The following is a 13,761-nucleotide window of genomic DNA, read 5'->3' as shown; positions in this document are numbered from 1 at the left end:
CCCACAAGCTGCTATCGGTTCAACAGACTCCAGATGCCGTCGATGCGCGCTTCGAGCGGCCGGAAGTTGATCTTGTAGGCCATCTTGGGACTCTGTTCGATCCAGTAACCCAGATACACGAAGGGCAGTTTCAGTTCGCTGGCCTGGGCGATCTGCCACAGCACGTTGTAGGTGCCGAAGGAGGCGCCGGCGACCTCGGGGTCGAAGAACGTGTACACCGACGACAGGCCGTCGGAGAGCACGTCGATGATCGAGACCATGCGCAGCGCGCCGTCGGCGGGGTCGCGAAACTCCACCAGGCGCGTGTTGACCCGGCTTTGCAGCAGAAACTGGGCGTACTGGTCGCGGCTGTCCTGGTCCATGCCGCCGCCGACGTGGCGCGTGGTCTGGTAGCGCAGGTAGAGCGCGTAGTGTTCGTCCGAAAAACTCAGGTTGGCGACCGTGGCCACCAGCCCCTCGTGGCGGGTCCACGCGCGCCGCTGGCCGCGGCTGGGCGCGAATTCGGCGGCGCGCACGCGCACCGGAATGCAGGCGTTGCAGCCGTCGCAGTAAGGGCGGTAGGTGAAGATGCCGCTGCGCCGGAAGCCATTCTTGACCAGTTCGGAGTAGACGTCGGCGTTGATCAGGTGCGAAGGGGTGGCCACTTGCGAACGCGCCTGGCGTGCGTCGAGGTAGCTGCACGGGTAGGGCGCTGTGGTGTAGAACTGCAGCGTCGAGAAAGGCAGGTCGTTTAAGTGCGTCATGCAGTCGCTTTCGATACGGCGTGGTTGCGATCGGTGGCCCTGGTTGCTTCCTTCGTTCCTATTGTAGCGAAACTTTACGCTTTTTACCGCGTCTGTGTAAATGGCGATCCCGGTTTCCATTCGGCGATGCCCGGTTTGGCGATCGCGTCGCGCAAATGCGCCAGAAAGGCGGCGCGCGCGATCGGGGCGGCGCCCAGCGATGCCAGGTGGCCGGTCTCCTGCTGGCAGTCGACCATGGTCACGCCCTGGCCGCGCAAAAAGGCGACCAGCCACGCCAGCGCGATCTTGGAGCCGTCGGTCACGCGCGCGAACATCGATTCGCCGTAAAACATGCGGCCGATGCACACGCCATACGCGCCGCCCACCAGTTCTCCGTCGAGCCACAGCTCGGACGAGTGGGCGTAGCCCATCGCGTGCAGGCCGGTATAGCCAGTGACAATGTCGTCCGAAATCCAGGTGCCCGGACCATCCTTGCGCGGCGCGGCACAGGCGCGCATCACGTCTTCGAACGCGCTGTCGAAGCGTACCTGCCAGCGCCCGCCCTCTTCCATGCTGCGCTCGACCCGGCGCAGGGCTTTGCGCAGGCTGTTGCTGATGCGGAAATCCGCCGTCATCAGCACCATGCGCGGATCGGTGCTCCACCACAAAATGGGCTGGCCTTCGGAAAACCAGGGGAAGATGCCGTGCCGGTAGGCGCTCAGCAGGCGCTCGGGCGAGAGGTCGGCGCCGGCAGCCAGCAGGCCCGGGGCGTCGCAGGTGAGCGCTTCGGAGACGTCGGGAAACGGCGAATGGGTTTCAAGCCAGGGAATCATGGCTCAGTCGGGATCGCTGGAGATACGCATCGGGCGCAGGATGTCGTGCGTATGAAAGCCGAAGCCGCCATCTTCGGGCATCCTTGCGCAATCGGCGAAAAACAGTTCCAAGGTCTTGCGAATGGTGGGGAAGGCCAGTTCGTCCCAAGGAATCTCGTGTTCGGCGAACATGCGTACGTCCAGGCTTTCGATGCCGGGAGCAAAGTCCAGGCTGCGCAGGCGGGCCAGGTAGAACAGGTGGACTTGATGCACCTGGGCCACGTTCAATAGGCTGAACAGGCTGCCGATTTCAATGTCGGCGCCGGCTTCCTCCTCGGTTTCGCGCACCGCGGCCTCGGCCGTCGTTTCGCTGTTTTCCATGAAGCCGGCCGGCAAGGTCCAGAAACCGTGGCGCGGTTCGATGGCGCGCTTGCACAGCAGTACGCGGACCTCCTCGCCTTCCGGTTGCCAGACGGGGATGGAACCGACGACGAGTTTGGGGTTCTGGTAGTGAATCGCCGTGCATTGCTTGCAGACATAGCGCGGGCGGTTATCGCCCTCGGGGATGAGCAGGTCGACGGGATGGGCGCAATCGGAACAAAATTTCATAGGGAATGGGAAGAATGATTTTCGCTTACTTTACACCGATTGCCGGGGCAATGCGGTTCGCACAAAGGGTAAACCGGGCCTGCCGCCGTTCCGCCCGCGTTCGCTTCAGCCCTATCGCACGCCTTGGTTGGATTAATATTGCCTAATTACGAAAAGCCCCCTATAATAGCTACATACAGACGCGGGGTGGAGCAGTCTGGCAGCTCGTCGGGCTCATAACCCGAAGGTCACAGGTTCAAATCCTGTCCCCGCAACCAAATACAGCAAGCCGCTGATTCTCTTACAGGAATCAGCGGCTTTCGCTTTTTCGGGGCCGGTATTCGTGAAGGTCCGGATGTGCACTGACTCGAACACGGGCAGCGTTTGCCTTTCGCGATGTGAGGTGGTGATGCCGAGGCGCCCGCGCGAGATTTGGTCTATTTTGTCCTGCTGTTCGCGCCGACGTAGTAGCCGATCGCAGTGCCTGCCAAGGTAATGATCGGACCGAACGCGACCTGCAGCACCAGGATCAGGTTCTCCACGTGTTTTCGTGCGCCGTCGTTCAGCGGTAATGTCATCAGCGCTGCGCAAGAAGATCAAGCGTGCCCAGGGCATCAATCGAGGGATCACCAGACGATGCCCTTGCCTGTTGAGGCAGGACAAGAACATCGCTTTATCCGATCGTCGAACGCGTTCCGTTCAGGAGTTCTGATGCAATGCCGCCATGGCTTGTCCGATGTACGCCTTCATCTCATCGGTGATCCAGCTGCCGATCATCAGCAGCGGCTCCTTTTCGTAAGCGACGCGAATTTTCGCGTGGGTGGCGGGATCGTCGCCGGCGAACGACTGCGACAAGTCGATCCACTCGCGCATCAACTGCCGCACCTGCGGATCGTCCGGCGCGGCGCCGGCCGCAATCGCCTTGCGCACCCGCGCGATCAGCGCCGGCCACTCGTCCATGCGGATGCGGTAGTGCGCATCCATGTACGCAAACTCCTCGGGCGAGAGGTATTTTTTGAACATCGCAAGACGCGACTGCGTGAACGCTTCCTTCAGATACGCCTCGACGTCGGGTGTGACGCCGTTCTGCGCGCGCATGGCCGGTTCGTGTGCCTGCATGGCGAGAATGCGCACCATCACGTCCGGGTCGCCGTTGGTGTCGCGTTCCATCTTCAACATCCACTCCTGCGACAAGGTTTGCGCTTCGAGCGCCGTCGGCGGCGTGCCCGCGGCGATCATCCGCTTGAAGCGCGCCACCATCGCATCCCACTCGGCGATGCAGGCGGTGTCGCCGGCGAAAAACGGCAGCTGTTTCAGTTCTTCTTCAGAAAAATAAGTATCGTACATTGTCATCAACTCCAGAGTAGTGAGCCACGCGGCCAGGTCGGGCTCCACGCCGGCATCGAGTTCGCGGTGCAAGGTTGTCAGCTGCGCGCGCAAGATGCCGGCCTGGTCGATCTGTCGGGTCAGCGCGGCGATCTGCTGTTCCACGATGGTCGACAGGCTGGAGCCCGGATTGGCCAGGAAGGTTCCGATGTCGGCCAGCGACACGCCGAAACGGCGCAGCGCCTGCACCTGGTGCAGGCGGGCGATGTCGTCGCGGTCGTACAGGCGGTAGCCGGCGTCGGAACGCGCCGAAGGAGAGAGCAGGCCGATGCTGTCGTAATGATGAAGCGCGCGTACCGTCAGTCCCGACCGTTTCGCCAGCTCGCCTATTTTTAACCTCATCGAATCGCTCCTTGTCTTCATGCGTGAGCGCAGTGTGGAGTCTGACGTGGCGTCAGGGTCAAGCGGCTTGTTCGTCGTCGCGCGGATGCAGGCTGGCCCACAGGTGGGCCGCGGCCATGGTACGGTGCGGCGCATAGCGCGCCAGCAGCGCTTCGGTGCGCGCCATGTCCGGCTTGGCGTCTTCGCCCAGCAGATGCTGGAACGCCGCGCGGATCGCCACGTCGCCATGCAGCGAACAGTCGGCATAGCCGTAGCCGCGCAGCAGGGCGTAGTTGACGGTCCACGGGCCGATGCCCTTGACGGCCAGCAGCGCGGCCGCCACCCCGGCAGGATCATGCTGGCGATCGAGCGTCAGTGCGCCGCTGTCGACCAGCTGTGCGAGGCGCAGCAGGGTATCGGCCTTGGAACGCGAGAATTTGCGGGTGGTGAGATCGCTGGCGTCGAGGCGGGTCACATCGCGCGCCTCCGGATAGCACCACAAGCCGCTGCTGTGCTGCCGCCCGGCCTGCAAAATGAAGGTGCGGCGCAGCGCAATGGCGAAGGTCAGGTTGATTTGCTGGCCGATGATGGCCCAGGTCAGCGCCTCGAACACGGTGGCCGACTGCACGATGCGCAAACCGGGCTGGCGCTGCACCACGGGCCCGAGCAGCGGATCACCGGCCACCGCCGCCAGGAAGGGGGCCGGATCGATGCGCAGCGCCAGGATGTTGAGCAGGGCGTCGTCGATCTGGCGCAGATCATCTTGTGTGAGCGGTCCGTCGGCCTGCACCGTGCAGTGCGCCATATCGGAATCGAGGGCGATGTCGAGCAACACCGGTACGCCGCCGATCATCACGCCCTTGCGGATGCGGGTCGGCTCCACCTGTTCGGCCACGGCTTCGGGGTCGCGGCTGTGAAAGGTGAGGATATCGGCGCTTTGGTAAAGCGCCGGAAGGGGGATCGACTTCTGCACGCGGCCGCCTATTTGCTGGTGGGAGAGGGCGCAACGATAGCACGCGCGCCGAATGGCGTAAATCCGGTCACCAGCGCCGTGCCGGCGATGACCACGGCGGCGCCGGCGATGGTGTACCAGCCCACGTGTTCCGACAAAAACAGCACGCCCCACAAAATGCCGAACAGGGGGCTGAGGAAGGTGACCGTGAGCGCGGAAGTGGGGCCGACCTGCTGTATCAGCTTGAAGTACATGATGTAGGCGATCCCGCTGCAAAGCACGCCCAGTGCGAGCGCGGCGCCCATGATGCCCGGCGTGGCCGTGGCGGGAGCGGGAAAGAACGGCAGCGCCGGAATCACCAGCACGGTGGCGGCCCACATGCTGCCGTGCGCGTTGGCGTATGGTTCAACGGTTTTGGCCGACCTGGCGTAGGTGCTGGCCACGCTGTAGCAAAAGGCGGCCAGCAGGGCGGCCGCGATGGCGAGCGGCGCGCCGGGCCGCGCGGTGACGTCGTCGAAGCCGACCAGCAGCGCCACCCCGCAGGTGCCGAGCACCAGGCCGAGCATCTGTTTGGCGGCGATGGCCTGGCGCGCCCAGAGCGCGCCGATCAGCGCACCCCACATCGGTGCGGTGGCGTTCAGCACCGACAGCACGGAGGCCGACAAGGTGCGCGCGGCAAAGGCGAACAGCAAAAAGGGCAGGGCGGAGTTGATGAAGCCGAGGATCAGGTAGTGCTTCCAGTTGGCGGCCAGGTCGAGGCGTTTTTTGAGAATTACGCCGACGATGGCCAGGAACAGGGCGGCAAAGGCGACCCGGTATTCGATCAGCACGGCAGGTCCGAGCACGGGCGCGGCGATGCGCATGAAGAGAAAGGAGCTGCCCCAGATGGCGGCGAGGACGATCAGTCGAAGCAGATTGGCTGTGTTCATGGATGAAGTCCCGATGCGCCCGTCGCGCTCAATAAGGAAGCGGCATTGTGCGCCGCCGGCGCCTTGCGCGATAGCCTGTTCTTGCTATTACACTTGCTATTGCGCTTGCCGTTACATCAGCCCGGCACTGCGCACACCTCGGTGCTGGCCGGCTCCAGCGCCGCGGCGTGGCGCACCTGCAGCTCGGCCGGCACGCCGTTTTTGACGGCGGTGAGCTCGGCCAGGATCGAGATCGCGATCTCCGAGGGCGTCTTGCTGCCGATGTACAGGCCAATCGGTCCGTGCAAGCGCGCCAGCTGCTCGTGCGACAGATCGAACTCCTTGAGCCGTTCGCGCCGTTTGGCGTTATTCAGGCGCGAGCCGATCGCACCGACGTAAAACGCGTCGGATTTGAGCGCCTCCATCAGCGCCAGGTCGTCCAGCTTGGGGTCGTGCGTGAGCGCCACCACGGCGCTGCGGTGATCCAGGCGCGATTCGAGCACCAGGTCGTCCGGCATCATGTGCACCAGCTGCACGCCAGGCAGGTTCCAGCCGGCGCGGTACTCTTCGCGCGGGTCGCACACGGTGACGTGGTAATCCATTGCCGTGGCGATCTGCGCGAGGAAGCGCGAGAGCTGCCCGGCCCCGATGATGAACAGGCGCCAGCGCGGGCCGTGCACGGTGGTCAGCACGCCGTCGGCCAGCAGCTGCACCGCACCGGCTTGCGCCGCCGTCAACGTGACCGCGCCGCTGGCCAGATCGAGCCGGCGCGCCAGCAGTTCGTGCGTTTCCAGGCGCGCGAGCAGTTCGTCGATGGCGCTGGCGCGCGATAGCGGCTCGATCGCCAGTTCGATGGTGCCGCCGCAGGGCAGGCCGAAACGGTGCGCTTCGTCGGCGCTGATGCCATAGCTGACCACCTCGGGAATGGCGCGCGTGATGCCATGCCGGCGCACGCGCTCGATCAGGTCATCCTCGATGCAGCCGCCGGAGACCGAGCCGACCACGCGGCCATCGTCGCAAATGGCCAAGGTGGCACCGATCGGGCGCGGGCTCGATCCCCAGGTCTTGATCACCGTGATCAATTCGCAGCGGTGACCGGCCGCGATCCATGCCGAGGCGGTCTTTAATACTTCCAGGTCTATGCTGTCCATTGAATCGAATATACTGGCGCTCCTGAATCGAGCACATGGTGGTGGGAAGATGAGCAATGATACAAAAAATGACGATGGCTCGCCGAAGTTCGGGCGTTTGCTGATCGTGCTGGTGGCGGTGGTGGTGTTTTGCGGCCTGCTGACGTGGGTGATGGGGACGTTCTTCCCGAATTTCCCGAGCTGAACGCGCTAGCGCTTCTTGCGCTTGCAGATCACTTGCAGCGCGCCATCCGCGGCGCTGTCGGGCACGATGTCTTCCGGCCCGAATTTTTCGTACTTGAAGCTTTGCGCGACCGGCCCCTTGCCCATCGCCTCGGTGTAGTACACCTGGCTGAGCAAGGTCGTGGTGCGCTCGGCGCACGAATACACATGCAGGGCCTTCATCGACAGGTAGGGTGTGCCTTCCGGCGTGGCCTGCTCCTTCGCGTACGACACCAGCGACCACACCTTGTAGCTCTTGTCGACCCGGATCATGCTGCCCTTGTCGATGTATGACTGGCTGCCAGCGGCCGATCCGACCTTCACCCACTGCGCGGCCTGCGCCTGCAGGGGCGCGATCAGTGCAACCGTCAGGCAGGCGAGCAGCAGCTTTTTCATGGCGCGACGGTTTTTTTGGCAACCTGCTTGGCCCTGATGTCGGCCGTGGCCTTGTCGATCGCGGCCAGGCGCGCGCTGGTGCCCGGGTGGTTGGCGACGTAGCTGTTCAAGACCGTGGCCGGATAGGTCGCGGCCAGCCGCTTCCAGAACGCCGGGGCGCCATCGATGCCGACGCTGGCGCGCACCAGCAAATACATGCTGAGCTGGTCGGCGGCGGCGTCGAGTTCCGGCGGCATGGCCTTGATGCCGCCGCTGCCGATCAGCATCGAGGTATCCGGCCGCACGTTGGTCAGGTTGTCGATGATGCTGCCGATGGTGCCGGTACTGCGCTGCGAGGCGGCGTGCCCCAGGATGTTGTGCGCCATGCCCTTGGCCAGCAGGTAGGCGACTTCTTCGTCGTTCTTCGCAAACTGCAGCATGCCGCGCGTGACCATGACGCGCTGGCCGTCGGCATAGGAGTTCACGTTGTCGGCGTTCCCGAGTTCGATGACGAAACCGCAGGCGCGGGTGACGGGAATGGTCAGCTCGCGGGTCTTGTCGTCACGCTCGATTTGCAGCGCCAGGCTGGCATGGCTGGCCACCAGGGGGCCGAACACCGCACCGACCGTGCTCGATGCGTTGGGACCCACCGGCAGCGCCTTGCCGCTTGCGGATATGAGGTTGTCGCCGCGCCGCAGTCCGGCGCGGGCAGCGCCGCTGCCGGCCAGTACGCCCGTCACCTGCAGGCGCTCGCCCATGTCGAAGGCGATGTTGGCCGCCTCGTTGTATTCGCCCGGATACCAGTAGCGGTTGCGCGCGGTGAAGCCGAGCAGGTTGCGCGTGGATGATTTGCACAGGTCGGCGTTGTTGATCAGGAGCGGCGCGGCGATCCGGTACAGGCGCTCCTGCAGGGCGGCCATGCGGGTCAGCGCTTCGGCGGCGGCGGCCAGGCGTGGCGTGACGACCCTCGGCGGCGGCTCGGCCGGCGTTTGCGCAACGGGGACAGTGGGAGTGGGTTCAGGCGCTGGCCCGGTCGTCTCGCAGGCCGACAGCAGCAGTGCCAGGCAGATTACCGGCATAGCCGGACGCAGACCAGTGAAGCGGGCCATAGACTTCTCCAAATTAGTGTTTGCCGGTGCTGCCGAAACCGCCCGCACCGCGTTCGCTTGTGTCGAAATCGTCGACAATATTGAATCCGACCTGCACCACCGGCACCACGATCAATTGCGCCAGGCGCTCCATGGGGTTGAGCGTGAAGGCGGTCTGGCCGCGGTTCCAGGTCGATACCATCAGTTGTCCCTGATAGTCGGAGTCGATCAAGCCTACCAGATTCCCCAGCACGATGCCGTTCTTGTGACCCATGCCGCTGCGCGGCAGGATCATGGCGGCGTAACCGGGGTCGCTCACATGAATCGCCAGCCCGGTCGGAATGAGCACGGTGGCGCCGGCTTCGATGGTGATCGGCGCGTCGATGCAGGCGCGCAGGTCAAGCCCGGCGCTGCCCGGCGTGGCGTAGGCCGGCATCTGATCTTTCATGCGCGGGTCGAGGATTTTGACGTCAATGGTTTTCATGGTGCGGATGCTTTTTACTTGAGCAGGGAGCGCTGTTCGATGCGCTTTGCGATTTCGGAAATGAGCTGGCGCGCCAGGGTGAGCTTGTCGGCGCGCGGCAGTACGGTGTGGCCCTGGTCGTCGAACAGCATGATGCTGTTGTCGTCCTGGCCGAAGGTCTGGTGGCCGATATTGCCGACCAAAAGGGGAATGCCTTTTTTCTCGCGCTTGATGGCGCCGTATTCGACCAGGTTCTCGGATTCGGCGGCAAAGCCGACGCAGTACGGCCAGCCCGACACCGAGGTGGTGGCAGCAACCGCGGCGAGGATGTCGGCATTCTGTTCGAACTGCAGGCTGGGCGTGGCGCCGTCGTCCTGTTTTTTCATTTTCTGGGTGCTGGCGTTGGCCACGCGCCAGTCGGCCACCGCCGCCACGCTGATGAATACGTGCTGGCCGCCGACGGCGTTCATCACGGCGTCGTGCATCTGGCGCGCGCTTTGCACGTCGGTGCGGCGCACGCCGTGCGGCGTGGCCAGTGCGGTCGGGCCGGAGATGAGAGTGACTTCGGCTCCCGCTTCGCGCGCGGCGCGGGCAATCGCGTAACCCATTTTGCCGGACGACAGATTGGTGATGCCGCGCACCGGATCGATCGCTTCGAAGGTCGGTCCGGCGGTGATCAGCACGCGCTTGCCCGCCAGGACCTTGGCCTGGAACGAGGCGATGACTTCGTCGAGCAGGTCGGCGGGCTCGAGCATGCGGCCCAGGCCCGTTTCGCCGCAGGCTTGTTCACCGGCGGCCGGGCCGAAAATCCGGATGCCGTCCGCGCGTAGCTGGGCGGCGTTGCGGCGGGTGGCGGGGTTTTCCCACATCTCGACATTCATGGCCGGGGCGACCAGCAGCGGCACGCGCTGCGGGCGCGCCAGGCACAGGGTCGAGAGCAGGTCGTCGCAGACGCCGTGCGCCAGTTTGCGCATGAAGTCGGCCGAGCAGGGCGCAATCAGGATCGCATCGGCGCCGCGCGTGAGGTCGATGTGGGCCATGTTGTTGGCCACCCTTGGATCCCACTGGTCGGTGTGGACCGGATGGCCCGACAGGGCTTGCATCGTCACCGCCGTGATGAAATGGGTGGCGGCGTCGGTCATGACCACCTGCACCGAGGCGCCCTGCTTGATCAGGGCGCGGCACAGGTCCGCCGCCTTGTAGCAGGCCACTCCGCCCGACAGGCCCAGGACGATCTTCTTACCTTGCAGGTCCATCGTCATCGCGTTCTCCTTATTGCCGGCTCACGCGCCGCAGTTCGTCGAACACGAACAGCGCGGCGCCCACGCAGATGGCGCTGTCGGCGACGTTAAAGGCCGGGAAGTGGCCAAAGGCGGCCAGGTGGAAGTCGAGGAAGTCGACCACGTGGCCGTAGGCCAGGCGGTCGATGGCATTGCCGATGGCGCCGCCCATGATCAGCGCCAGCGCCCAGCAGAACAGGCGCTGGCCGGCATGGCGCTTCAACATGTAAAGGATGAAGCCGACCGCGATGATCGCAAGCCCGGTGAAGAAGTAGCGCTGCCACCCTGGCTGGTGTTGCAGGAAGCCGAAGGCGGCACCCTTGTTATACGCCAGCACCAGGTTGAAGAAGGAAGTGATGACTTTCTCCTCGCCGAACGTGAAGGTTTTCTGGATCGCGATCTTGGTCAGCTGGTCGATCAGGATCACGATGGCGGCAATGCCCAGCCAAGGCATCATGCCGGAGCCGCCTTGCGGCGCGGACGAGAACAGCTGTTTCTTTTTGGTTGCCATGGGATGGTGTCTGTTTATTGTTTACGCGAAGGCGCGCTTCTCGCCGCTGCCGAACAAATTGCTGAAGCAGCGGCCGCACAAGCCCGCGTGCTCGGCATGGGTGCCGACGTCGGCACGGTAATGCCAGCAACGCTCGCATTTCGGCGCGGCGGAGGCGGCCACCTCGATCGCTTCGCCGGCTTCGTCGGCTACTTCCGTCACGTGCGCCTGCGAGGTGATGAAGACAAATTTCAGGTCGTCTTCCAGGCTGGCCAGCAGGCGATACTTGACGGCGCTGGCCTTGATGGTCAGCTCGGCCTGCAGCGACGAACCGATGGCGCCCGATACGCGCAGCTCTTCCAACTGCTTGGTGACGTCGGTACGCACGGCGCGCAATGTCGTGTACTTGTCCAGCAGGGCGGCGCCATCGGCGACTTCCGGCAGGGTCCAGAAGGTTTGCGTGAAGATGGTTTCGTCGCTGGCGGCAAAGGCGTCGGCGTCGGCGAACACGGCCCACGCTTCCTCGGCGGTGAAGCTGAGCATCGGGGCCATCACGCGCAGCAGGCTTTGGGTGATGTGCCACAGCGCGGTCTGGGCCGAACGGCGTGCCGGCGAATCGACGGCCGACGTGTACAGGCGGTCCTTGAGGATGTCGAGGTAGAAGCCGCCCAGGTCTTCGGAGCAGTAGTTCTGCAGCTTGGAGACGACCGGGTGGAATTCGTAGCGCTCATAGTGGCTGGCGATGTCGTTCTGCAACGCGGCCATGGCGGCGATGGCGTAGCGGTCGATCTCGAGCAGGTCGGCCGTCGGCAGCGCGTCTTTGGCGTGGTTGAAGTCGGAGGTGTTCGCCAGCAGGAAGCGCAGGGTGTTGCGGATGCGGCGGTACGATTCGGTCACGCGCTTGAGAATCTCTTCGGAGATCGACAGCTCGCCCGTGTAGTCGGTCGAGGCGACCCACAGACGCAGGATGTCGGCGCCCAGGGTGTCGGAGATTTTTTGCGGCGCCATCGTGTTACCGAGCGACTTGGACATCTTCTTGCCATCGGCGTCGACCGTGAAGCCGTGCGTGAGCAGCGCCTTGTACGGCGGGCAGCCGTTGAGCATGGAGGATGTCAGCAGCGAGGAGTGGAACCAGCCGCGGTGCTGGTCCGAGCCTTCGAGGTACAGATCGGCCGGGAACTGCGACTGGGCCGCGTGCGAGCCGCGCAGCACGGTCTGGTGGGTGCAGCCGGAATCGAACCAGACGTCGAGCGTGTCCTTGTTCTTGACATACATGTCGGCGTCATCGCCGAGCAGGTCCTTCGGTTCGATATCGAGCCAGGCATCGATGCCGCGTTCCTCGAACAGCTTGGCGATTTGCTCCAGCAGCTCCGGGGTGCGCGGGTGCAGCTGGCCGGTTTCCTTGTGCAGGAAGAAGGCCATCGGCACGCCCCACTGGCGCTGGCGCGACAGGGTCCAGTCGGGACGGTTCTCGATCATGCCGTGCAGGCGCGCCTGGCCCCAGTCCGGGAAGAAGCGGGTTTCGGTGATGCCCTTGAGGGCCGTTTCGCGCAGGGTCGGGCCGCCGTCTTTCGGCGTCACGTCCATGCCGGCAAACCACTGCGAGGTGGCGCGGTAGACGATCGGGGTCTTGTGGCGCCAGCAGTGCATGTAGCTATGGTCGAACATCTTCACTTCGAACAGGGCGCCGGCATCGGTCAGGGCGGCGCAGATCGGCTTGGACGCTTCCCAGATGGTCATGCCGCCGAACAGCGGCAGGGTCGAGGCAAAGCGGCCGTCGCCCATTACCGGGGTCAGGATTTCGTCATCCTTCATGCCGTGCGCCTTGCACGAAATGAAGTCGTCCAGGCCGTAGGCGGGGGCCGAGTGGACCACGCCGGTGCCGCTTTCGGTGGTGACGTAATCAGCCATGTACATCGGCGAGAGACGGTCGAAAAACGCATCGGACGCGTGCAGCGGGTGCTTGAACGCGATGCCGTCGAAAGCCTGGCCCAGGCAGGTGGCAATCACTTTGCCTTCGAGCTTGTAGCGCAGCAGGCAGGACTCGACCAGGTCGGCCGCCAGGATCAGCAGCAGCGGCTTGTCATTTTTCGTGGTTTCGACCAGCGCGTAAGTCACTTCCGGATTGACGTTGAGCGCCTGGTTCGACGGGATGGTCCACGGCGTGGTGGTCCAGATGACGATGAAACCATCGCCGGCCGGCAGTGCGGGCAGGCCGAAGGCGGCGGCCAGCTTGTCGTGCTGGGCGAACGGGAAGCCGACGTCGATGGCCGGATCGCGCTTGTCCTGGTATTCGACTTCCGCTTCGGCCAGGGCCGAGCCGCAATCGAAGCACCAGTTCACCGGTTTCAGGCCGCGGTACACATAGCCTTTGTCGAGCAGGGTGCCGAGTGAACGCAGTTCGTCGGCTTCGTTGCGAAAGGCCATGGTCAGGTAGGGGTTGTCCCATTCACCGAGCACGCCCAGGCGAATGAAGCCGGCGCGCTGGCGGTCGACCTGTTCGAGCGCATAGGCGCGCGCCTTGGTCAGGACGTCGGCGGTCGGCAGGTTTTTGCCGTGCAGTTTTTCGATCTGGATTTCGATCGGCATGCCGTGGCAATCCCAGCCCGGCACGTAGGGCGCGTCGAAACCGGCGATGCCGCGCGATTTGACGACCATGTCTTTCAAGATCTTGTTGACGGCGTGGCCGAGGTGGATATCGCCATTGGCGTACGGCGGGCCGTCGTGCAGCACGAACATCGGACGGCCCTTGGCCGCCTTGCGCACGCGCTCGTAGATTTTTTTGTCCTGCCATTGCTTGACCCAGCCCGGTTCGCGCTTGGCCAGGTCGCCGCGCATCGGGAACGGGGTGTCGGTCATGTTGACCGGGTATTTGCTCACCGGCCTGGCATCTTTTTTTGGTGCCTTGGGAGTTTGCTGGTTCTGCTCTGGGTTGCTGGTTTGGCTATTGTCGGACATATTTTTCTTCAAGGAGGTGTATCTGGGTGTCTTGGATCGTGACGCAGGGAGCAGCTGGCTGCGGGG

Annotated in this window: 15 protein-coding genes and 1 tRNA gene; 2 read left to right on the top strand and 14 right to left on the bottom strand. The window is 64.2% G+C overall.

Annotated elements, in window-relative coordinates; all coding sequences use genetic code 11:
* Nucleotides 1-11: 11 nt before the first annotated feature.
* The 3 genes from IV454_RS01205 to IV454_RS01195 all read right to left on the bottom strand — a co-directional run bounded on the left by IV454_RS01205 (nucleotide 12) and on the right by IV454_RS01195 (nucleotide 2,143).
* On the bottom strand, nucleotides 12-743 hold the full coding sequence (locus tag IV454_RS01205; RefSeq protein ID WP_206089829.1) for an arginyltransferase: 732 nt from the start codon (nucleotides 741-743) through the stop codon (nucleotides 12-14).
* Between the two features lie 83 nt (nucleotides 744-826).
* Nucleotides 827-1,555, bottom strand: a complete 729-nt coding sequence (gene aat / locus IV454_RS01200) for a leucyl/phenylalanyl-tRNA--protein transferase (protein ID WP_206089828.1) — start codon at nucleotides 1,553-1,555, stop codon at nucleotides 827-829.
* Between the two features lie 3 nt (nucleotides 1,556-1,558).
* Nucleotides 1,559-2,143, bottom strand: coding sequence for an NUDIX hydrolase (locus tag IV454_RS01195; protein ID WP_054264218.1), 585 nt, complete (start codon nucleotides 2,141-2,143; stop codon nucleotides 1,559-1,561).
* A 180-nt stretch (nucleotides 2,144-2,323) separates the two neighbouring features.
* Here IV454_RS01195 and IV454_RS01190 point away from each other — a divergent pair.
* Nucleotides 2,324-2,400 (top strand) — tRNA-Met (locus IV454_RS01190).
* A gap of 159 nt (nucleotides 2,401-2,559) precedes the next feature.
* Here the strand turns inward: IV454_RS01190 and IV454_RS01185 are convergent.
* The 5 genes from IV454_RS01185 to IV454_RS01165 form a co-directional block, all read right to left on the bottom strand.
* Nucleotides 2,560-2,700 carry a hypothetical protein gene (locus IV454_RS01185; RefSeq protein ID WP_206089827.1) on the bottom strand — a complete coding sequence of 47 codons (141 nt, stop codon included), beginning with the start codon at nucleotides 2,698-2,700 and terminating at the stop codon, nucleotides 2,560-2,562.
* A gap of 121 nt (nucleotides 2,701-2,821) precedes the next feature.
* Entirely contained in the window at nucleotides 2,822-3,850 is a 1,029-nt protein-coding gene (locus tag IV454_RS01180; RefSeq protein ID WP_206089826.1) for a MerR family transcriptional regulator, read from the bottom strand.
* A gap of 58 nt (nucleotides 3,851-3,908) precedes the next feature.
* Nucleotides 3,909-4,802: a DNA-3-methyladenine glycosylase family protein gene (locus tag IV454_RS01175; RefSeq protein ID WP_206089825.1), complete on the bottom strand. Its 894-nt coding sequence runs from the start codon at nucleotides 4,800-4,802 to the stop codon at nucleotides 3,909-3,911.
* An 8-nt stretch (nucleotides 4,803-4,810) separates the two neighbouring features.
* Complete coding sequence (locus tag IV454_RS01170; protein ID WP_206089824.1) at nucleotides 4,811-5,710, bottom strand: DMT family transporter; 900 nt, start codon at nucleotides 5,708-5,710, stop codon at nucleotides 4,811-4,813.
* A gap of 116 nt (nucleotides 5,711-5,826) precedes the next feature.
* Nucleotides 5,827-6,840: an XdhC family protein gene (locus tag IV454_RS01165; RefSeq protein ID WP_206089823.1), complete on the bottom strand. Its 1,014-nt coding sequence runs from the start codon at nucleotides 6,838-6,840 to the stop codon at nucleotides 5,827-5,829.
* Between the two features lie 49 nt (nucleotides 6,841-6,889).
* Between IV454_RS01165 and IV454_RS33275 the strand changes: the two genes are divergently transcribed.
* A complete protein-coding gene (locus IV454_RS33275; protein WP_267691110.1) occupies nucleotides 6,890-7,024 on the top strand; it encodes a hypothetical protein in 135 nt (44 codons plus the stop codon).
* A gap of 5 nt (nucleotides 7,025-7,029) precedes the next feature.
* Here IV454_RS33275 and IV454_RS01160 read toward each other — a convergent pair whose 3' ends face one another.
* From IV454_RS01160 to ileS, 6 genes are read right to left on the bottom strand one after another with little or no spacing between them, the layout of a single operon-like run.
* Entirely contained in the window at nucleotides 7,030-7,437 is a 408-nt protein-coding gene (locus IV454_RS01160) for a surface-adhesin E family protein (RefSeq protein WP_206089822.1), read from the bottom strand.
* Nucleotides 7,434-8,525: a M48 family metallopeptidase gene (locus tag IV454_RS01155; protein ID WP_206089821.1), complete on the bottom strand. Its 1,092-nt coding sequence runs from the start codon at nucleotides 8,523-8,525 to the stop codon at nucleotides 7,434-7,436. The genes IV454_RS01160 and IV454_RS01155 overlap by 4 nt, the downstream gene beginning before the upstream one ends.
* 13 nt (nucleotides 8,526-8,538) lie before the next feature.
* A complete protein-coding gene (gene dut, locus IV454_RS01150) occupies nucleotides 8,539-8,988 on the bottom strand; it encodes a dUTP diphosphatase (protein WP_054264211.1) in 450 nt (149 codons plus the stop codon).
* Nucleotides 8,989-9,002: 14 nt separating this feature from the next.
* A complete protein-coding gene (gene coaBC / locus IV454_RS01145) occupies nucleotides 9,003-10,223 on the bottom strand; it encodes a bifunctional phosphopantothenoylcysteine decarboxylase/phosphopantothenate--cysteine ligase CoaBC (RefSeq protein WP_206092497.1) in 1,221 nt (406 codons plus the stop codon).
* Nucleotides 10,224-10,239: 16 nt separating this feature from the next.
* Complete coding sequence (gene lspA, locus IV454_RS01140) at nucleotides 10,240-10,758, bottom strand: signal peptidase II (protein ID WP_206089820.1); 519 nt, start codon at nucleotides 10,756-10,758, stop codon at nucleotides 10,240-10,242.
* A 21-nt stretch (nucleotides 10,759-10,779) separates the two neighbouring features.
* Entirely contained in the window at nucleotides 10,780-13,695 is a 2,916-nt protein-coding gene (gene ileS / locus IV454_RS01135; protein WP_206089819.1) for an isoleucine--tRNA ligase, read from the bottom strand.
* Nucleotides 13,696-13,761 lie beyond the last annotated feature (66 nt).

The sequence above is a fragment of the Massilia antarctica genome (genome assembly GCF_015689335.1).
Classification (GTDB): Bacteria; Pseudomonadota; Gammaproteobacteria; order Burkholderiales; family Burkholderiaceae_D; genus Telluria_A; species Telluria_A antarctica.
Note: the sequence above shows the minus strand (reverse complement) of the source record. Positions and strands in the feature narration are given on the sequence as shown.